The sequence below is a fragment of the Streptomyces sp. CNT360 genome, assembly GCF_000424785.1.
In genome coordinates this window covers 424,274-443,049 of the sequence record NZ_AUKO01000004.1, presented here as the reverse complement: position 1 = coordinate 443,049, position 18,776 = coordinate 424,274, and the positions used below count along the sequence as shown (strand labels likewise).

General features: G+C 73.8%; 14 protein-coding genes and 2 pseudogenes. 11 read left to right on the top strand and 5 right to left on the bottom strand.

What is annotated here, in order from left to right:
- Positions 1-80: 80 nt before the first annotated feature.
- Complete coding sequence (bla, locus tag H297_RS0112175; protein ID WP_027737269.1) at positions 81-1,094, bottom strand: class A beta-lactamase; 1,014 nt, start codon at positions 1,092-1,094, stop codon at positions 81-83.
- Between the two features lie 139 nt (positions 1,095-1,233).
- On the opposite strand from bla, the pseudogene H297_RS35980 reads away from it, so the two are divergent.
- Positions 1,234-2,118 (top strand): annotated as a pseudogene (locus H297_RS35980) (LysR family transcriptional regulator); the annotation flags it as partial.
- A gap of 200 nt (positions 2,119-2,318) precedes the next feature.
- The gene (locus H297_RS0112165; RefSeq protein WP_027737268.1) at positions 2,319-3,221 is read left to right on the top strand and encodes a serine hydrolase; all 903 of its coding nucleotides are present in this window, start codon (positions 2,319-2,321) and stop codon (positions 3,219-3,221) included.
- A 114-nt stretch (positions 3,222-3,335) separates the two neighbouring features.
- Here H297_RS0112165 and H297_RS0112160 read toward each other — a convergent pair whose 3' ends face one another.
- Together H297_RS0112160 and H297_RS0112155 are read right to left on the bottom strand one after the other, a co-directional pair.
- Positions 3,336-4,115, bottom strand: coding sequence for a TSUP family transporter (locus tag H297_RS0112160; RefSeq protein WP_027737267.1), 780 nt, complete (start codon positions 4,113-4,115; stop codon positions 3,336-3,338).
- Positions 4,116-4,264: 149 nt separating this feature from the next.
- Positions 4,265-5,599 (bottom strand): NAD(P)/FAD-dependent oxidoreductase, encoded by a 1,335-nt coding sequence (locus H297_RS0112155; protein WP_078513934.1) that lies wholly within the window; start codon positions 5,597-5,599, stop codon positions 4,265-4,267.
- A 351-nt stretch (positions 5,600-5,950) separates the two neighbouring features.
- Here H297_RS0112155 and H297_RS35975 point away from each other — a divergent pair, with 351 nt between their 5' ends.
- From H297_RS35975 to hemC, 7 genes and pseudogenes are all read left to right on the top strand, one after another.
- On the top strand, positions 5,951-8,965 hold the full coding sequence (locus tag H297_RS35975; RefSeq protein WP_078513933.1) for a helix-turn-helix transcriptional regulator: 3,015 nt from the start codon (positions 5,951-5,953) through the stop codon (positions 8,963-8,965).
- A 151-nt stretch (positions 8,966-9,116) separates the two neighbouring features.
- The gene (locus tag H297_RS0112145; protein WP_027737265.1) at positions 9,117-10,337 is read left to right on the top strand and encodes a S8 family peptidase; all 1,221 of its coding nucleotides are present in this window, start codon (positions 9,117-9,119) and stop codon (positions 10,335-10,337) included.
- A gap of 191 nt (positions 10,338-10,528) precedes the next feature.
- Positions 10,529-12,103, top strand: a complete 1,575-nt coding sequence (locus tag H297_RS0112140) for an amidohydrolase family protein (RefSeq protein ID WP_027737264.1) — start codon at positions 10,529-10,531, stop codon at positions 12,101-12,103.
- Positions 12,104-12,174: 71 nt separating this feature from the next.
- Positions 12,175-12,720 (top strand): DUF488 domain-containing protein, encoded by a 546-nt coding sequence (locus H297_RS0112135; protein ID WP_027737263.1) that lies wholly within the window; start codon positions 12,175-12,177, stop codon positions 12,718-12,720.
- A 16-nt stretch (positions 12,721-12,736) separates the two neighbouring features.
- Positions 12,737-12,871: pseudogene (locus H297_RS44205) on the top strand (response regulator transcription factor); the annotation flags it as partial.
- A 93-nt stretch (positions 12,872-12,964) separates the two neighbouring features.
- The gene (locus H297_RS44200; protein ID WP_027737262.1) at positions 12,965-13,156 is read left to right on the top strand and encodes a hypothetical protein; all 192 of its coding nucleotides are present in this window, start codon (positions 12,965-12,967) and stop codon (positions 13,154-13,156) included.
- Positions 13,157-13,236: 80 nt separating this feature from the next.
- Positions 13,237-14,169, top strand: a complete 933-nt coding sequence (hemC, locus tag H297_RS0112125) for a hydroxymethylbilane synthase (RefSeq protein WP_027737261.1) — start codon at positions 13,237-13,239, stop codon at positions 14,167-14,169.
- A gap of 300 nt (positions 14,170-14,469) precedes the next feature.
- Here the strand turns inward: hemC and H297_RS0112120 are convergent, their stop codons facing one another.
- Both H297_RS0112120 and H297_RS35970 read right to left on the bottom strand, forming a co-directional pair.
- Positions 14,470-15,795, bottom strand: a complete 1,326-nt coding sequence (locus tag H297_RS0112120; RefSeq protein ID WP_027737260.1) for a CynX/NimT family MFS transporter — start codon at positions 15,793-15,795, stop codon at positions 14,470-14,472.
- Entirely contained in the window at positions 15,792-16,523 is a 732-nt protein-coding gene (locus H297_RS35970; RefSeq protein WP_037793782.1) for an FCD domain-containing protein, read from the bottom strand. The genes H297_RS0112120 and H297_RS35970 overlap by 4 nt, the downstream gene beginning before the upstream one ends.
- A 449-nt stretch (positions 16,524-16,972) precedes the next feature.
- Here H297_RS35970 and kdpF point away from each other — a divergent pair, with 449 nt between their 5' ends.
- The gene (kdpF, locus tag H297_RS40745) at positions 16,973-17,062 is read left to right on the top strand and encodes a K(+)-transporting ATPase subunit F (RefSeq protein WP_018845955.1); all 90 of its coding nucleotides are present in this window, start codon (positions 16,973-16,975) and stop codon (positions 17,060-17,062) included.
- Between the two features lie 8 nt (positions 17,063-17,070).
- Positions 17,071-18,738: a potassium-transporting ATPase subunit KdpA gene (gene kdpA / locus H297_RS0112100; protein WP_027737259.1), complete on the top strand. Its 1,668-nt coding sequence runs from the start codon at positions 17,071-17,073 to the stop codon at positions 18,736-18,738.
- Positions 18,739-18,776 lie beyond the last annotated feature (38 nt).

The window sequence follows — 18,776 nt, the reverse complement described above, 5'->3', positions numbered from 1 at the left end:
GGGCCCGTGGACCGACGGGTTCACGGGCCCGTCGCCGTCCCGGCCCTTCCCTCCCCCTGCGGCCCGGACGCAGGCGAGGCTCAGGAGAGCTGGTCGGCGACGACGGAGGCGGCCTCGGCGACCAGGGCGTCGTCGTAGTCGGCGTCCTCCTTCGCCCGCTTCGACATGACCGTCACGACCAACGGCGCCCTGCCGGGCGGGCGGACGACCGCGATGTCGTTGCGCGTGCCGTACCGGGCCGCGCCGCTCTTGTCGCCGACGCGCCACCTGTCGGGCATCCCCGCCTTGATCAGCGTCGTGCCGAAGGGGTTGTCGCGCAGCCAGTCGCCCAGCAGACTGCGCTCCGGCCGGTCGAGGGCGTCCGCGAGGGCGACGGTGCGCAGGTCCTCGGTGAAGGCACGGGGCGTGGTGGTGTCCCGCGGGTCACCCGGTGCGGCCTCGGTGAGTGCGGTCTCGTAGCGGTTCATCTGCGTGACGTCGTCGCCGAGCCCCGCCAGGTAGGCGTCCAGCTTCTTCGGGCCGCCCAAGTCGCGGACGAGCAGGTTGTCCGCGCCGTTGTCGCTCTGCCGGACGGCTGCCGCGCACAGCTCGCGCAGGGTCATCTTCTCGCCGACGTGCGTGCTGGTGACGGGGGAGTGGCCGACGGGTACGTCCTTGCCGACGGTGATCTGCTTCCCGAGGCCGTTGAGGGAGTACTTGTGCAGCACGGCGGCGGCCGTGAACGCCTTGTGGGTGGAGGCGTAGGCGAACCGCTCGTCCGCGTGGTAGGAGACCTTCCGCCCCGTACCGGTGTCGAGCGCGTACACCCCGAGCCGCGCCCCGTACGTGCTCTCCAGCTTCTTGAACCCGGCCGCGCTCCGGCCACCGGTGCGCTCCGCGCCGTCCGCGCCGTCCGCGCCGTCCGCGCCGTCGGTTCCGGACGCGTGGTGCGAGCCGTTTCCGGGGGAGCCGTGCGTGCCGGGGGAGCCGGTGGCGTACGCGGCCGGGGCGGCGGAGGTGTCCGGGGACTCCTGGCCGCACGCCGCGAGCGGCAGGGTGAGGGCGAGTGCGCCGAGCGCCGCGAGGGCGGTGCGTCCTGCTGTGGTCGTGCCCATGGGTGGCGGTGCCTCCTGGGAGTGCGATGGCTGACGGGGCCCGGCCAGCCTCACCCGGCCGCGGTCATGCCGTCCAAGACGGAACCGCGCCGACCCATGCCGGATCGGTATGGGTCGCGGTGCGCATAGAGTGGCGGACGTGGATCTTGTCGGTGCGTGCCGCGCCTTCGTCCAGGTGGGCGAGCGCGGCAGCTTCACGGCCGGGGCGGCGGCCGCCCGTATGGCGCAGTCGGTCGCCAGCCGCCGGGTGGCCGCGCTGGAGCGGCATGTCGGAGAGCGCCTGTTCGAGCGGGGTTCGCGCAGGGCGCGCCTCACCCCGTTCGGCCGCTCCCTGCTGCCCGCCGCCCGGCGTCTCGTGCTCGCCGCCGAGGAACTGGAGCACGAGGCGGCCACCGCCCGGCACCGGCCCATGTCCCTGGCCGTCCCCGACACCTGCCCCACGCCTGGCCTGGCCCGCCTCGCGGCGGAGGCCCGCCGGTACGGCATCGTCCTCGACCCGCGGACCGCCGCCCCTGCGGAACGCCCCCACCTGGTCCGCTCCCAGCAGGTGCGGGCGGCCCTCGTCGCGGTCCCGCCCGACCAGGCGCGCTGGTCCGTGCCGCTCGGGCTCGCCCAGGCCGCCGAGCCCCCGACGCGGCGCCTGTTCGTGGAGTCCCTCCGCCCCGGGCGCACCGAAAGGAAGCCCCCGCGCCGGGTGTGGCTGCAACCCGAGGACGACGTTCCGCACGTGCGGGACCGCCTCGTCCGCCTGGGGGACGCCGTGGGCCTGCTGCCCGCGCAGGTGTCCGTCGCCGCGAGCCTCACCCAGGCCGCGGCGCACGTGCTCGGCTCCGACGATCTGCTGCTCTGCTCGCCCGTGCAGGCCCGCGAGTTCGCCTTCCACTGGCGGCCCCTGGGCGAGCTCGACCTGGAGCGGACGTTCGGTCTCCTCGCGGCGGAGGAGGGGGACGCCGAGCAGTTGGGCCGCCGTCTCGGCGACGCCCTGGCCCACTGCCTGGGCGCCGGAGCCGATCCCGCGACGGACAGCGCCGCCCCGGGGACAGGATCCGGCACGGGCCGGTCCGCCCCGGGCACGGTCCGCGCCGCCTCCGAGGCGGATCGGGCCCTCGGCGCGTCCGGCGTCTCCGGCGCGTCCGGCGTCGCAGAGGAGTCCGGCGCAGCCGGGGGCGGCGGAGTACGCGGCGGGGGGCCGGAGTTGCCGGGGGCCGAAGGGAGAGCGTCGTCATGACGGCGGACCGACTGCTGCGCACCCTGCGTCAGGACCTGCAAGACGGCGGGCTCTTCGGCTCGTTCCTGGTCCGGGACCTGCACACCGGCGAGGAGGTCGGTATCGAGCCGGACACCGAACTGCCGGTCGCCTCCCTCGTCAAGCTGCCTCTCGCGGTGGCCACCGCCGAACGCGTCCGGCTCGGCGAGCTGGCCGGGGACGAGCCCCTCCTGGTGCAGCCCGGGCGGATCACCCGGCCCGGCCCCACCGGGCTGACCCGGTTCCGGCATCCGGCCCGCATCGCGGTCGACGACCTGCTCTATCTGAGCACCTCGCTGAGCGACAACACCGCCGCCGACGCCCTGTTCGGCCTCACACCGCCGGACCGGGTGGACGTCCTGCTGCGGCGGCTCGGCATCCGGGGCATGGCCGTACGCCACACCATGGACGAGCTGACCGACACCCCCGCCGAGCGGCTCCGCGCCCACGAGGTGCACCTGGCGCAGTCCCTCGCCGTCGACGCGGGCACCGGCGGGCGCGGCCACCGGCTGCCGCAGCTGGACATCAGCCGGGCCAACACCGCGACCGCGCGGGCCTGCACCGATCTGCTCCAGGCCCTGTGGACCCCGTCGGACGTGCACCCCGAGGTGGCCGCGCGGATACGCACCCTGATGGGGGACAACGTGATGCGTCACCGGCTCGCCCCCGACTTCACCTCCGACGCCTCCACCTGGTCGTCCAAGACGGCCACGCTCCTCAACCTCCGCCACGAGGTGGGCGTCGTGCAGCACGCCGACGGGGCCGTCTACGCCGTCGCCGCCCTCACCGAGTCCCGGGTCCCGGCCGCCAACCAGCCGGTGGCCGAGGCCCTCATGGCGCAGGTCGCCCGCGCGCTGCGTGACCACCTCCGCCACGGCTGACTCGGCGCCGCGGCGGTCGGCCCACCGGCGCCCGGCAGGACCACCCGAGGGCGGTCACCGTGCGGCGTCCGTCCGCGGTGCGCCGACGACCGGCAGCAGGTGTCGCGGCCGGGGTCAGCCGGCCCGCCACTGGTCGTAGGCGAGCTTGCCGACGAGGCCGGCGACCGTGACCAGCAGCACGCCACGGACGAAGCCGCTGCCGCGCTTGAGCGCCATGTGGGCGCCCGCGAACGCCCCGGCCATGTTGCACACGGCCAGCACCGGAGCGAGGGCCCACAGCACGGTGCCGTGCCAGGTGAACATGGCCAGGGCGCCCAGGTTGGTGCAGACGTTGACGACCTTGGTGGTGGCCGAGGCGGTGACCATGTCCATGTGGAGGAGCGCCACCAGGGCGATGACCAGGAAGGTGCCGGTGCCGGGCCCCAGCAGCCCGTCGTAGAACCCGATGCCGACCCCGGCGACCCCGCACGCCGCCAGCACCCGCCCGCGGCCGGCGGCACCGCCCGGCGCGTGCCCGAACTGCGGGCGCAGCAGCACCAATGCGGCAACCACCAGCAGCAGCACGATGATCAGCGGGCGGAGCACCCCGCTGTCGACACCGGCGGCGAAGAAGGCCCCGCCCAGCGAGGCCAGCGCCGCGATCACGCCGAGCCGGCAGGCCAGCCGCACGTCCAGCGGGGTCTTGCGGGCATACGTGACCGCGGCAGCCGAGGTGCCCACGATGGCTGCCGCCTTGTTGGTGCCCAGCACGTAGGCGGGAGCCAGGTGGGGGAAGGCGATCAGCAGGGCGGGCAGTTGGAGCAGCCCGCCGCCACCGACCACGGCGTCGATCCAGCCCGCCAGGGCGGCGGCCACACACAGCACGGCGACCGCCGTGATCGATATGTCGTACACGGAAGTGTTCTGTCCTCGCTGCTCTCGCGGGCCTCACCGCCCGTCGTACGCGGCGGCCGGCACGGGCCCCAGCATCGTAGACCCCCCAACCGGACCCGGTCGGCGCGCACCTCCGCACGCTCCTGGGCAGGTGCGGCCCGCCCGCCGGGTCAGCCGGCGGCGCGCAGGTGGGCGACGACAGCGGTGGCGGCACGCTCCGCCGAGTCCAGGGTGCCCTGGATGGAGCTGGTGGTGCGGTGGTCCCCGCACACGACGACGCCGTCGACCGTGGCCGGGCGGCGGAAGCGGTGCGGCGCCGTCATGGCCGGCAGGGCGCGGGGCACGTCGTAGGTGGCGACATGGTCCAACTCGCCGCTGTCGATGCCGTACAGGCGGGCGAGACGGTCGCGGACCCGCCCCTCCTCGACCCGGAGGCTGTCGCGCTCGTCCGGGTGGACGGCGGTGGTGGCCAGCAGGGTCACCCCCGGCGGGGCGTAGGACGGGGCGGCCGCGCTGACGGGGATCGTGTTGGTCACCGGGGACGGCTCGGCGTCGACGAGGAGGGTGGGCCCCGCGTCCAACTGCCCGGCCAGCCGGTGGTAGTAGGTGGTCAGGCCCCGCCAGCGCGGCGGGGAGAGGGAGGGAAGCAGCCGTGCGGCGGTCCCGGCGTCGGTGGCCAGCACGACGGCGCGCGCGGTCACCGGGCCGTGCTCGGTCACCACCCGCTCCGGGCCCACCTCGCGCACCCGGGTGTGCAGCCGTACCGTGCCGGCGGGCAGCCGCCGGGCCAACTGGTCGGGGATCTGCTGCATCCCCGCGTCCGGTACCGCGGCCTGACCGCGGACGAACATCCGCAGCATGAGATCGGTGAAGCGGCTGGAGGTCACCTGCGCGGGGTCGCAGGTCAGCCCGGCGAAGAACGGCCGCAGCAGCGTGTCGGTGACCGGGCCGCCCATGCCCCGCCGCCGCCAGGCCGCCACGGAGGGACGGTCCTGGCGGCGCAGCAGCACCCGGGCGGGCAGGTAGCCCACAACGGCCGCGTGCACGGCCAGGGCCAGCTTGGACGGCAGCGCGCCGATGGGTGCGGCCAGCGCTCGCGGCACCGCGCGCGGGTCCTGCCGCGGGTCGTCGAGCTCCACGAGGCGGCCGCCGGTCCGCAGTTTCAGGGCCCGGGCGAAGGGCCGCAGGTCCAGCTTCCCCACGTCCAGGTGGCGGGGCAACTGAGGGTAGGCACTGTTGAGGACCTGGAAGCCGCGGTCGAGCAGGAATCCGTCGACCGCGTCGGTGCGTATCCGCCCGCCGACCCCGTCCCCGGCCTCCAGCACCAGGACGTCCACCCCGCCGTCCGCGAGCCGGCGGGCCACCGCCAGCCCGGCCAGCCCCGCACCGACCACCACGACGTCGCTGTGCGCGGGCAGCGGCGCCTGACCGCCCGAGGGCTGCGCGGTGTCGTCCTGTGCGCAGAACCCGTCGTCGCCCGTGTGTGCCTGGTGCTCCTCGCCCACACCGTCCTCCGACCTCCCCCGCGCTTCCCGGTCTCCCCGTGGTCCTTGCCACCGAGGAGTTACCTGCACGAATGTGGCGAAACGTGTACGGAACGTGAGTACGCACTGCCGGTCGCCCCCTCCAGGCTTCCTGCCGCCCTGGCCGCCCCCTGCCCCCGGCCCGGCCGTACACCGGAACGGCCCCGTTGCAGGAGCGGAATCAGGCCAGGCCGTGACTGCCCACGGGGCTTGTTGTCCGCGCGCAACACACGGAAGATGCTGACCGCCGATCCTGTCCGAATCCTGAACGCCCGCACCGGTCCGCGTGTTTTATCGCGTGTGCCCGGGCCCGGGGCTGTGGAGGTGGCGCACGTGCCGTACGCGGTTCTCAGATCCCCGCAGGCCAACCGGTTCGTCGGCCGCGGGGACGAACTCGGCGCACTCCGCGGCGCGTTGGCCGCCGCACCCGCCGTCGCCTTCGTCGAGGGCGAGGCCGGCATCGGCAAGACCCGCCTCGTCCACGAGGCCCTTCGGGAGATGGTCGCCCACCCCGGCACGGCCCGGCAGCAGCGGGTGCTGGTCGGCAGCTGCCTCCCGCTTCGCGAGCCGTTCCCCTACGGACCCGTCGTGGACCTCTTCCGGAACCTGGGCGAGCACGGGCAGAGCCTCCCGAGCCGCCTCAACCCCGTCTGCGGCGCGCTGCGCGGATACGTGCCCGAACTCGCCGCGGCCCTCCCGCCGGCGCCCGAACCCACCGCCGACCACCGGGCCACCCGGCACCGGCTCTTCCGCGCCGTACGGGCACTGCTGGCGGCGCTCGGCGACACCGTCGTCGTGGTCGAGGACCTCCACTGGGCCGACGACGGCACCCGCGACCTGCTGCGCTTCCTCGTCGACGCCCCGCCCCCGCAGCTCGCCCTGGTACTCAGCTACCGGCGCGAGGACCTGCCGGACGGCGGTCTGCCCCTGGGGCGGGCGCACCGCTGCCCGCCGGGCACCACCGAACTCCGCATCCCCCTGCACCCCCTCGACCAGGACGCCGTGTGCGACCTGACGGCGGACATGACCGGCGGGGGACCCGTCACCGACGAGCTGGCCGCCGAACTGCACCGCAGGACCGCGGGGATCCCCTTCGTGCTGGAGGAGACCGTACGGGTGCTGTCCGCCGGGGCCCGCGGCCACCAGGCGCTCGACCTGGAGGCCATCGCCACCATGCGGGTCCCCGCGCTCCTCCAGGAGGCCACCGCCGACCGCATGGCACAGCTGACCCCCGCCGCGCAGGACGCCGTACGCGCCGCCGCTGTCCTGCGCGTCCCGGCCGAGGAGGAGCTGATCGGTGCCGTCATGACCGACCCCGCGGCAGCCGGTGCGGGGCCGGACCGCGACGCCCACGGCACCGCGGGCGCCGTCCGCGAGGCCCTGCTGGCCGGCGTGCTCCACGAGGAGGACGCCGGCCGCTACGGCTTCCGCCACACCCTCGCCCAGCAGGCCGTCTACTCCATGCTGCCGGGGCCCGACCGTCACGAACTGCACCGGCGGGCCCGAGCCGCGCTCGCCCGCCGCGACCCGCCGCCGCTGGTACGGCTCGCCTACCACGCCCGGCTCTCCGGCGACTGGACGGCCTGGTACCGGCACTGCGAACAGGCCGTCGACGCCGCCCACGCCATGGGCGACACCGCGCTGGTCGTCGAGCTGCTCGAAGAGCTGCTGTGCGACGACCGGATGCCGACCGGGGAACGCGGCCGGCTGGCGGCCCGGCTCAGCACGGAGGCGGCCGTCGGCCTCGCCCACCGCCGCGCGACCGGACTGCTGCGCCGGGTGCTGCGCGACACCAGCCTCCCCGAAGGTCTCCGCGGCGAGATCCGGCTCAACCTCGGCCTGCTGCTCAACAATCAGGCGGGCCGCTACCAGGAAGGGCGCGCCGACACCGCCACCGCCGTGGCGGAGCTGCACGAGCGGCCCGCGCTGGCCGCCCGGGGCATGGCGGCACTGGCCATGCCGAGCTGGGGCGACCAGCCCCTCCAGGTGCACGAGCGGTGGATCGAACGGGCCGAGGACCTGGTCGCCGGCCAGACGGACGGCGCGCTGCGGATCGCCGTCCGCGGCAACCACCTCGCCCTGCTGCTGTCCACCGGGTCCCCCACCGCATGGCGCCAGGTCGAGCAGCTGCTGGGCCAGGGCAGCACGGTCGCCGAACGCCGCGAGGTCGCCCGCGCCTGCGGCAACATCGCCGACGCGGCCACCTGCCTCGGCCACTACGAGGCGGCCCGCCGCTTCCGCCTGGAGGGCCGCCGGCTGGCCGCCGAATGCGGAGCCCCGTACCTGGAGAGCATCGTCGAGGGCACCGCCCTGCGCCTGGCCTGGTACACCGGCCACTGGGACGGGCTGGCCGAACGGGCCCGCTACGCGCTGGGCCTGGTCGGCGGGGTGTCCGGCATCGCCGCCGACGCCCACCTCGTGCTGGGCCTGCTCGCGTCGGCGCGCGGCGAATGGGAGGAGGCCCGCGCCCGGTTGCGGGACGCGGGCCCTGCCGACCCCGCCAACGCGCCCGCCACCATCCTGGCCGCCGCCTCCGCCGCCCTGGTCCGGTCCGAGATGGCCTGCGGAGACGCGGACGCGAGCGGTGCGGAGGCGCTGCGCGCCGTGGCACGGATCCGTACGAAGGGCATCTGGACCTGGGCGGCCGACCTGGCACCGATGGCGGTCGCCTCGCTGGCCCGGCGGTCGCGGCAGGAGGAGGCCGCCGCGCTCACCGCGGAGTTCGGTGCGCGGCTGGCCGGCCTGGACGCCCCGCTGGCCGCCGCGGCGCACCTGGCCTGCCAGGGCATCCTCGCCACCGCGGGGCGCCGTCCGGCCCAGGCCGCCGAGGTGTTCACGGCCGCTCGCGCCGCCTACACCGCGCTGCCCCAGCCCTACTCGGCAGCCCGTACCGGAGAGGCGGCCGCCCGCAACCGGCTCGCCCTCGGCGATACCGCGGCCGGCGCACAACTGACCGAGGCGGCGGAGGAGTTCGCCGCCCTCGGTGCGGTGCGGGACGCGGCACGCTGCCGCCGCGCGCTGCGCCGCAGCGGCACGGTGGTGCCCTCCCGGCGCGGACGGCGCGGTTACGGCGGTGAGCTGTCGCCCCGCGAGGAGGAGGTGGCGCAACTGGTCGCGCTCGGCCGCACCAACCGGGAGATCGCCGACGTGCTGTTCCTCTCGCCACGCACCGTCGAGCAGCACGTCGCCCGTGTGCTGCGCAAGTTGCGGGTCACCTCGCGGTCCCAGGTCGCCACGTTGCGCCGCGCCGTCCCGCAGCACGGTGCGGCACCCGGGACCGCCCGGGCGCCGGCGCGGCCCGCCGGGAGGCAGGAGCCCCGTCCGGGAGGGGGAGCCGGCGTGGCGTGAAGTCGCCTGCGTCCGTGCCGGATTCGCCGGACGAATACGTACCGCTACCTATGACGTTCCGGATTGTTTTGCTCCGGCTCCGGCCCAAGGGTGTGTGCCAGCCGGCCGGGCGAGAACCGCCCGGCCGCCCCCACGACGAGGAGCAGCATCCATGGGTACTCGTACGCGCACCAGACGCTTCACCGCCCTGGGTATCGGCGCGCTGACCGCGACGGTACTGGGGCTCAGCGGCGCTGCCACCGCCGGCGCCTCCACCCCCGACGCGCCGCACGGCACCATCCGCAACGCCTCCGCACCCGGCGCGACACCGGGCCGGTACATCGTGGCGCTGGACGGCCGGGCCTCGGTGTCCGCCACCGCCCGGACCCAGGCCCGCACCACCGCCGAGCGGCTCGCCGACGCCTACGGCGGAAAGGTGGGCCAGGTGTACTCCGCGGCCTTCCGCGGGTTCTCCCTCCAGGCCACCCGGGCGCAGGCCGAGAAGCTGGCGGCGGCACCGGGCGTCCGCTATGTCGAGGCGGACGCCGACGCCCGGGCCAGCGGCACCCAGACCAACCCGCCCTCCTGGGGCATCGACCGGATCGACGGCTCGCTCGACAGTTCCTACACCTACCCGAACGACGGCTCGGGCGCGACCGCCTACATCGTCGACACCGGCATCGACATGACGCACTCCGACTTCGGCGGACGTGCACGCAGCGGCTACGACTTCATCGACAACGACAACGACGCCAGCGACTGCGCGGGCCACGGCACCCACGTGGCCGGGACGGTCGGCAGCCGCACCTACGGCGTGGCGAAGAACGTGAAGCTGGTCTCCGTCCGGGTGCTCGACTGCCAGGGCTCCGGCCAGTGGTCGCAGGTGATCGGCGGCATCGACTGGGTGGCGCGCAACCACAGCGGCCCGTCCGTGGCCAACATGAGCCTGGGCGGCGGCGCCAGCACCTCCGTCGACAACGCCGTCCAGGGCGCCATCGACAGCGGCGTCACCTTCGCGGTGGCCGCGGGCAACGACTCGGCCGACGCCTGCAACACCAGCCCGGCCAGGGTGCCGGCCGCCCTCACGCTCGGTTCGACGGACCGCGGGGACGGCAGGTCGTACTTCTCCAACTACGGCCGCTGCCTCGACCTGTTCGCGCCCGGCGGCAGCATCGTCTCCACCCGGAACGGCGGGGGCTCCACGACCATGAGCGGCACGTCCATGGCCACCCCGCACGCCGCGGGTGCCGCGGCGCTCTACCTGTCCGCGCACTCCGGTGCCTCCCCGAGCCAGGTGCGCGACGCACTGGTGAACAACGCGGAGAGCGGCGTGGTCGGCAGCCCCGGCTCCGGCTCGCCCAACGCCCTGCTGAACGTCGCCCGACTCGGCTGACGCACCCGCCGGCCCGTGCCGCCGTCCCCGGGACGGCGGCACGGGCCGGACGCATGGCCGGGCTGTGCCCTACGGCCTCGAACACCCCCGCTATACCCCACACCTCTCGTATCACGGAAGTCTTGTTCCGCCACGTGAGCTGCTCTAGGGTCGGGCCTTCCTGGCGGACGAGCGGCCCAAGGGGGCGTGCGGTGGCGGACGAGGCGATACCGGACGGACAGGCGGGAGCGGACCGGAATGCGGACCCCACCCAGGCGCCGGACCTGGACACCGACGACGACCTCGGGCGGCGCCGCTTCCTCGCGGGCGCCGGAGCGACCGGCGCGGCGGGACTCCTCGCGGGCCTGTCCGCGACACCGACGCAGGCGCAGGCCGGGGCCCGGGCGCACGCCCGGACGCAGGCGCGCGATGCGGAGGCGGACGGCAAGCACTCCGGCCCCGGTCCCCAGTCGTTCGACGCCGACACCCTGCTGCTCGTACCCGACCGGGTGCTGCTGCCCAAGGGCGTCGCCGAGGACCACGCCGTACTCGTCAAGAAGGGCGTCTTCCACGAGGTCGGGCCCGCCGGCAAGCTCACCGCCGCGCACCCGCACCTCAAGCCGCTGCGGCTGCCGGGGCACCTGCTCATGCCCGGCTTCGTGGACGCCCACCACCACCTGACCCAGAGCTTCGGCAAGGCGCAGGCGTTCGGCCAGCCGTCCGAGATCTTCAAGACGGTCTGGGAACCGCTGGAGCGCGCCCTGGACGAGGAGAGCGCCTACCTGGCGGCGAAGCTGTCGGCCCTGGAGTGGCTGCGCGGCGGGTTCACCACCGTCGCCGACGCCGGCACCCGGGCGCCCGTCGACGTCGAGGTGCTCGCCAAGGGGACCGAGGAGGCCGGGCTCAGGTGCGTGCTGAGCAAGGTCGTCTCCGACGGCAAGGGCGGCAGGGAGCACCTGGAGCGGTGGGACGGCCACCAGCTCATCCACCCCTCGCTGGCCGTTCCGGTCCCCGAGGACGCCACCGCGAAGGTGCTGCGGCAGACCGCGAAGATGTGCGAGGAGGCCGGTGCCGTCTTCCAGACCCACGTCAACGAGCACCTGGCCGCCGTCGAACGCTCCCTCAAGTCCGTGGGCCGCCGCCCCCTCGCCCACCTGCACCATGTCGGTGCCCTCGGCCCGGCCACGCTCGGCGCCCACGCCACCCTGCTCAGCCCGGACGAGATCAAGATGGTCGCCGACACCGGCGCGGCCATCAGCTACAACCCGGTCGCCAGCGCCTGGAAGGGCAACGGCGTCGCGCAGGCCACCACGATGGCCGCCTGGGGCGCGCGGTTCGGCACCGGCACCGACGGCACCCGCGGCGACGGCTTCCGCGTGGTCGATGCCGCCGAGACCGCGCAGCGCCTCACCTCCGGCCTGGACACCGGCGACTCCGCCTGCGGAGCCGGACGGCTCTGGCTCCGGCACGCCACCGCGGGCAGCGCCGACGCCGTGGGGCTGAAGAAGATCACCGGCGAGATCGCCGTCGGCAAGGCCGCCGACTTCCTCCTCGTCGACCTCGACGTCCCCGAGCTGACCCCCTCCTGGGACCTGGAGTGGGAACTGGTCCGGCTCGCCAACCGCGACCAGATCACCGCCGTCGTCGTCGCGGGCCGCCTCCGGCTGTGGCGCGGCCGGCCCCCGCACTGGGACGGCCCCGCGCTGGTCCGCCGCGCGCGCGATGTCGGCCGCGACGTCGTCCGCCGGGCCGGCATCGACCGCGTCGACCCGGCCCCCCGCGCCTGACGCCTCCCGATGCCTGACGACGCCTGACGCCGGGCGTCCGAGGTGCCGAGCGCGGGAAGGGCGGCGGTGCCATCCTGGGGGCCGTTCAGGACGTACCACCGCTGCTGACCCTGGGGCACGGCACCGCCGACCGCACGGAGCTGGGCCGTCTGCTGCGCGGCGCCGGGGTCCGCTCCCTCGTGGACGTACGCACCGTACCGGGCAGCCGCCGCAACCCCGACGTGCACCGCGACGCGCTGAGCGGGTGGCTGCCCGCCGAGGGGATCGGCTACCGCTGGGACAAGCGGCTGGGCGGCTTCCGCCGTGCGGCACCCGACTCCCCCGACACCTTCTGGCGCAACGCCTCCTTCCGCGGCTACGCCGGCCACACCCGTGACCCGCACTTCGTCGCCGCCATGGACGAACTGCTCGACGAGGCCGCCGCCGCGCCCACCGCCGTCATGTGCAGCGAGTCGGTGTGGTGGCGCTGCCACCGCCGCCTCGTCGCCGACTTCGCCGTCCTCGCCCGCGGCCGGCCCGTCCGCCACCTCGCCCACGACGGCCGCCTCACCCCGCACCCGCCCACCCCGGGCGCCCGGCTGCGCGCAGACGGGCTGCTGGTGTACGACCGCGAGTGACACGGAACTCACCGGCCGCGAGCCGGAGACCACCCAGTACATCGCCCGCGGCCTGGGCACGGCCGAGATCGCCGGGAAACTCTTCCTGTCCCCGCACACCGTCCGGAACCACATCGAGGCCGCCTTCGAGAAGGTCCGGGCCTCCAGCCGGGGCGAGCTCGTCGCCGAGCTCTTCACCGAGCAGTACGCGCCCACGGGCGAGACGCCCGAGCACCGCCTCCGGGACCGACACCTTCCGCCTGGCGTGGGCGCGAAGGGCGTCTGCCGGGTAGGGCCGTTCGCCGGCCACCACGCGCCGCTGCTCGCCCTCGACGTGCTGCTGCCACAGCGACAGCAACTCTTCGACGCGGGCGGCGTCGGGGGACGCGTCGAGTCGGACGGTGGGGTCGATGAGGCAGTCGGGACAGGCACGGAGGACGGCGGCCCGCCTGCGTGAGGGGTGGAGCGACCAGTTGCCGAAGTAGTGGGAGGCCGGGCCTGCCGGGGGTCCGCACCTGACGGTCTATCGTGTACGCCATGTCCGCCCCAGAGCTGATCCGCATCGTCTCCCGCGACTCCCCCATGGCGCTCGCCCAAGTGGAACGTGTGCGTGCCGAGCTCGGTACGCGTCACCCGGGCGTGCGTACCGAGGTGGTCCCGGTGAAGACGACCGGCGACCGGTGGATGGGGGACCTGTCCCAGGTCGAGGGCAAGGGCGCGTTCACCAAGGAGGTCGATGCCGCCCTGCTCGCCGGCGAGGCGGACCTCGCGGTGCACTGCGTCAAGGACATCCCCGCCGACCGGCCACTCCCGGCCGGTACGACCTTCGCCGCCTACCTGCAACGGGACGACATCCGGGACGCACTGGTCCACCCCGGTGGGCTCACCCTTGACGAGCTGCCCGCAGGGACCCGGATCGGGACCTCCTCGGTGCGACGCGTCGCCCAGCTCGCCGCGTCCTACCCGCACCTGGAGTGCGTGCCCTTCCGCGGCAACGCCAACCGCCGACTGAAGAAGCTCGGCGCGGGCGAGGTCGATGCGCTGCTGCTCGCGGTCTCGGGACTGGAACGGATCGGACGTCCCGACGTGATCACCGAGATCCTGTCGGTCGAGACGATGTGCCCACCGATCGGTGCCGGAGTGCTGGCCCTGCAGTGCCGGCAGGACGACACCGCCACCATCGACACCGTCAGCGACCTGAACCACGCCGACACCTTCCGCGAGACCGAGGCGGAGCGGATGTTCCTGCATGTGCTGCAGGGCCACTGCAACAGCCCGATCGCCGGGTACGCCAGGGCCGCACGCGGTGACCTGTCCCTGCGGGCCTGCGTGTTCAGCCCCGACGGCAAGGTCATCCTCAACGCACACGAGTGGGCCGGCCGGCTGAACCCCTCCGACCTCGGCGCCTCCGTCGCCCTGGCCCTGCTACGCCAAGGCGCCCGCGAACTGATCGACAACATCGCCCACTGACCCGGTCGCCGGGCAACCGGGCGCGTCCCGCACGGTGCCACTGGGTGCCTGCACACCCCGAGCCGCCCGTTGCCCAGCGACGAGGTTTCGGCAATGCGCCTCATCGGCAGCCCGTGCCCTCCGCGGCAACTGCGCTGACCGGTGCGCCTTGACGAGGGTTCCGCCGTACGGGGTTCCCCTCTTGTGCCGTCCCAGCAATCCCGTGAGGTGGTAGGGGCCGGGGTGTGAGGCCAGGAGCGGCCGGGCGAGCTGGACAGGTCCCTGCACGTGGTGCCCGTCCACGCCGCTGAACAGGTCCCCTCACCCGGTGGTGACGGAGTCGCGGGCAAGCGAGGTGTCCTCCGTGACGTGCCGGTTGCGGGCGGCGCCCATGCCGAACAGGAGCTGGGGCACCAGCATCACGAGGAGGACGACCAGTGGCAGCGTCCAGGTGCCGGACGCGTCGTGGAGCGTCCCCAGGGCCACCGGACCTGACGCGGCGAGGACGTAGCCGAAGCCCTGGGCCATGCTGGACAGCTGAGCGGCATGCCGGGCGTCCGGGGCACGCTGGACGATGAACAGCAGCGCCAGGCTGATCGCTCCGCCCTGCCCCAGACCGAGCAGCACCATCCACAGATACGCCAGGCCGACCGGCATGAGGAGCATTCCGAGCAGACCGGCTGCGCACAGCGCTGTCGAGAGCACGGTCACCATCGCCGGCCGCATGCGCCTCTCTGCGAAGACGGGAGCGAGGAAGGATCCGGCGATGCCCAGCAAGGAGGAGAAGGACAGCATCCAGCCGGCGCTTCCGGCGTCCATGCCGGCGTGCTCCAGCACGGCCGGCAGCCAGGCGGTGGCCGCGTAGTAGGTGAGCGACTGCAGCCCCATGAAGGCCGCCACCTGCCAGGCGAGCGCCTGCCGCCACAGCCCCTTCACGGGGTGGGCGGCCTCCCGCGCCTCACGTGCGGAGACCCGCGTGTGGTTCCGGAGCTGCGGCAGCCAGACCACAGCGGCGACGACAGGGAGGATGCCCCAGCCGGCCAGCACCGTCCGCCAGTCCGCACCGGACGCCTGCTGGATGGGCACGCTGAGCCCGGCAGCCGCGGCAGCGCCGGTGAAAAGGGTCATCGAGAAGACGCCCATCATCGGGCCGACACGGTCCGGGAAATCCCGCTTGATCAGGCCCGGCAGCAGGACGTTGCCGATCGCGATGCCCGCACCGATGACGACGGTGCCGCCGAACAGCGCAACCTGGCTGGGCGCGAGGCGCACCAGCGTACCGGCGACGACCAGGGCCATCGCGACCAGCAGCGCACACTCCATGCCGAGCCGGCGGCCCAGACGCGGGGAGATCGGCGCCAGCAGCCCGAAGCAGAGCAGGGGCAGCGACGTGAGCAGGCTGATCGCCGAGGACGACATCCCGCTGCTCTCCCCGATCGACGGGGCGAGAGGAGAGACCGCGACCAGTGCGGGCCGCAGGTTCAGTGCGAGCAGCACGATGCCGGCCACCAGCAGCCCCGCCTTACGAGTCGCGGTCTTCGGTGCCCTGTGCGCGGGGTGCCGACGTGCGCGTGCCTGCGCAGGGGGCTGGGCGTCCACGGGGGACAGGGCCGTGGGGGCCTCCGTCCCGGTGGTGTCGTTGTTCATCCGCTTTCCTTGTCCGGTCCTGAGCTGTCGGGGGCCGCGAGCCCGCGCAGGGCCTCCATGGCCGCCGACAGGTGAGCGAGCGCGGCCTCTTCCGCCGCGTCGGGGTCGCGGGCCTCGACCGCGTCGACGATGGCCGTGTGCTCGGCCACCTGCCGCCGCACCGTCTCCGGCAGCGGGGCACTGGTGACGGAACACAGCGTGGCGCGCAGCGAGTCACTGAACTGGTCGTAGAGCTCCGCGAGTACGGAATTGCCGCCCGCCGCGGCCACGGCACGGTGGAAGGCCATATCGGCCTCCACGAAGGCCGCGTTGTCCCCGTCGGCATTCCACGCGTCGTCCCTCAGCGCGAGAGCGGCGCGCAGTGCGGCCACGTCCCGTGGGGTGCGTCGCCGGGCGGCGTAGCGGGCCGCGTCCCGCTCCAGGCTGGCGCGTACCTCGTACGCTTCCAGCGCGGTGCTGCGGTGCAGCCGGCGCTGGACGGCGGCGCCGAACCCGCTGTCCGCGCGCACGTACGTGCCGTCGCCGGGGCGGGGCTCCAGCATCCCGGTGTGGGACAGGGCACGCACCGCCTCGCGCACGGTGTTCCGGCCGACGCCGAGCTCCTCCACGAGGACGGGCTCCGGCGGGATCCGGGTACCGACAGGCCACTCACCCTCGGCGATGAGCGCCTCGATCTGCTCGATGACGGCCTCCACGAGGCTGGTGCGCGCGGTGCTCCGCAGCGGCATGTGCGGCTCCTTCACGGTCCTGGATCCGGTCCCTGCTCCAGTGCAGTCGCGGCCGATGCCCGGCCATGGATCGAACTCAACATCCCATGTTTGGAGGTTTTGCTGCGCGACAGCGTGAGCCGGCCCACGCCCGGACCGCTCTCTCTCCCCCTTCCGGGAAGGCCGGCCACGCCCGCGTGTGCGGTCTGCGACTCCGGGTGCAGGAAGCCGCAGGTCGGCGGGTGGCCTCGGTCGTGGAGGGCTTCTCGTCAGGGACCCGTAAAGCTGAGGTTCGCGGGCGTCAGGGAGATGTCAACGAAGTCCAGCCGGCCCGTCCCAGGGGCTTTGCTGTGACCGTTCAATCATCCCCGAACGTCCTGGGAGCTCGTGATGGCCGACGTGGCCTTCGTCGTCACCACGGTCGCGGTTTTCGCGCTGGTGGCGCTTGTCGCCAAGGGGGTGGCGAAGCTGTGACCGCCGAGAACATCGTCGGGCTGGTCGTGGCCGTCGCCCTGCTGGGCTACCTGGTTCTCGCCCTCGTCAAGCCGGAGAGGTTCTGAGCACCGCCATGAGGCCCGAATACGCTGCTCCGCTGCAGCTGCTTGCTCTGTGCGGAGCGCTCGCCCTCGTCCACCGCCCGCTCGGCGCCTGCATGGCCCGCGTCTACAACTCGCGGAAACATCTGCGGGTCGAGAGATGGATCTACGCCTCCATCGGCGCAGACCCGGACGCCGAGATGCGCTGGTCCGCCTACCTGCGCGGGATCCTGGTCTTCTCGGCGGCGGGCGTGCTCTTCCTCTACGCCCTCCAGCGGCTCCAGGGAAGCCTGCCGGGCTCACTGGGGTTCTCCTCGATCGACCCGGACCAGGCGTTCAACACGGCCGCGTCCTTCGTCACCAACACCAACTGGCAGTCGTACTACGGCGAGCAGGCGATGGGGCACGTCGTGCAGACCGGCGGTCTGGCGGTGCAGAACTTCGTCTCGGCCGCCGTGGGCATCGCGGTGGCGGTCGCCCTGATGCGCGGCTTCGCCCGCAGCCGTACGGGAGGCGAGCTGGGCAACTTCTGGGCGGACCTGGTCCGTGGCACCGTCCGCATCCTGCTGCCGCTCTCGATGGTCGCGGCCGTGGTGCTGGTGGCCTGCGGGGCGATCCAGAACTTCAGCGGCGTGCACGAGGTGGGTCAGTTCGGGGGCGGCACCCAGGAGTGGCGCGGTGGTGCGGTCGCCTCCCAGGAGGCGATCAAGGAGTTGGGCACGAACGGCGGCGGCTACTTCAACGCCAACTCGGCCCACCCGTTCGAGAATCCGGACGGCTTCAGCAATCTCTTCGAGGTCTTCTTGATCCTGGCCATCCCCTTCGCGCTGACCCGCACCTTCGGCGAGATGGTGGGCGATGTGCGGCAGGGTTACGCCGTGCTCGGCGCGATGGCCGTGATCTGGCTCGGTTTCGTCGCGCTGATGTGGTGGACGGAGTACGCGGGACACGGCCCGGCCTTCGAGGCGGCCGGCGGGGCGTTGGAGGGCAAGGAGACCAGGTTCGGGATCGGCGGCTCGTCGATCTTCGCGGTCTCCACGACGCTGACCTCGACCGGCGCGGTCGACGGCTTCCATTCGTCCCTCACCGGTTTCGGCGGCGGACTCACGCTGCTGGGCATGATGCTGGGCGAGATCGCACCCGGCGGTGTGGGCTCCGGCCTGTACGGCATGCTGAGCATGGCGATCATTGCGGTGTTCCTCGCCGGCCTGATGGTGGGACGTACGCCGGAGTACCTGGGAAAGAAGATCGGTACCCGGCAGATCAAGCCGGCCGCCCTTTTCATCCTGGTGACACCGGCGTTGGTGCTGTCCTTCACCGCGGTGTCGCTGGTGCTGGACACACCGGCGCACTCCATGACGAACTCCGGGGCGCACGGTTTCTCCGAGATCCTGTACGCCTACACCTCGGCAGCCAACAACAACGGTTCGGCCTTCGCGGGTCTGAACGCCGACACACAGTGGTTCAACACCACCATCGGGCTGGCCATGCTGCTGGGCAGGTTCGTCCCCCTCGTCTTCGTCCTGGCCCTCGCGGGCTCGCTCGCCGAGCAGACACCGGTGCCGGCCACCACGGGAACGTTGCGCACCGACAAGCTGCTGTTCTCGGGCCTGCTGGTCGGCACGATCCTCGTCGTCACCGGGCTGACCTACTTCCCGGCGCTGGCTCTGGGGCCGGTCGCCGAAGGGCTGGCCACGTGAACTCCGCCCAGCACACCCCGAGCCACCGCGAAAAGGGA

What these genes read in the sequence shown, in the direction of transcription:
- H297_RS0112145 (WP_027737265.1), top strand. Translation starts at nt 9,117, where the DNA reads ATGGGTACTCGTACGCGCACCAGACGCTTCACCGCCCTGGGTATCGGC.
- kdpA (WP_027737259.1), top strand. Translation starts at nt 17,071, where the DNA reads ATGAGGCCCGAATACGCTGCTCCGCTGCAGCTGCTTGCTCTGTGCGGA.
- hemC (WP_027737261.1), top strand. Translation starts at nt 13,237, where the DNA reads ATGTCCGCCCCAGAGCTGATCCGCATCGTCTCCCGCGACTCCCCCATG.
- H297_RS0112165 (WP_027737268.1), top strand. Translation starts at nt 2,319, where the DNA reads ATGACGGCGGACCGACTGCTGCGCACCCTGCGTCAGGACCTGCAAGAC.
- bla (WP_027737269.1), bottom strand. Translation starts at nt 1,094, where the DNA reads ATGGGCACGACCACAGCAGGACGCACCGCCCTCGCGGCGCTCGGCGCA.
- H297_RS35970 (WP_037793782.1), bottom strand. Translation starts at nt 16,523, where the DNA reads ATGCCGCTGCGGAGCACCGCGCGCACCAGCCTCGTGGAGGCCGTCATC.
- H297_RS0112120 (WP_027737260.1), bottom strand. Translation starts at nt 15,795, where the DNA reads ATGAACAACGACACCACCGGGACGGAGGCCCCCACGGCCCTGTCCCCC.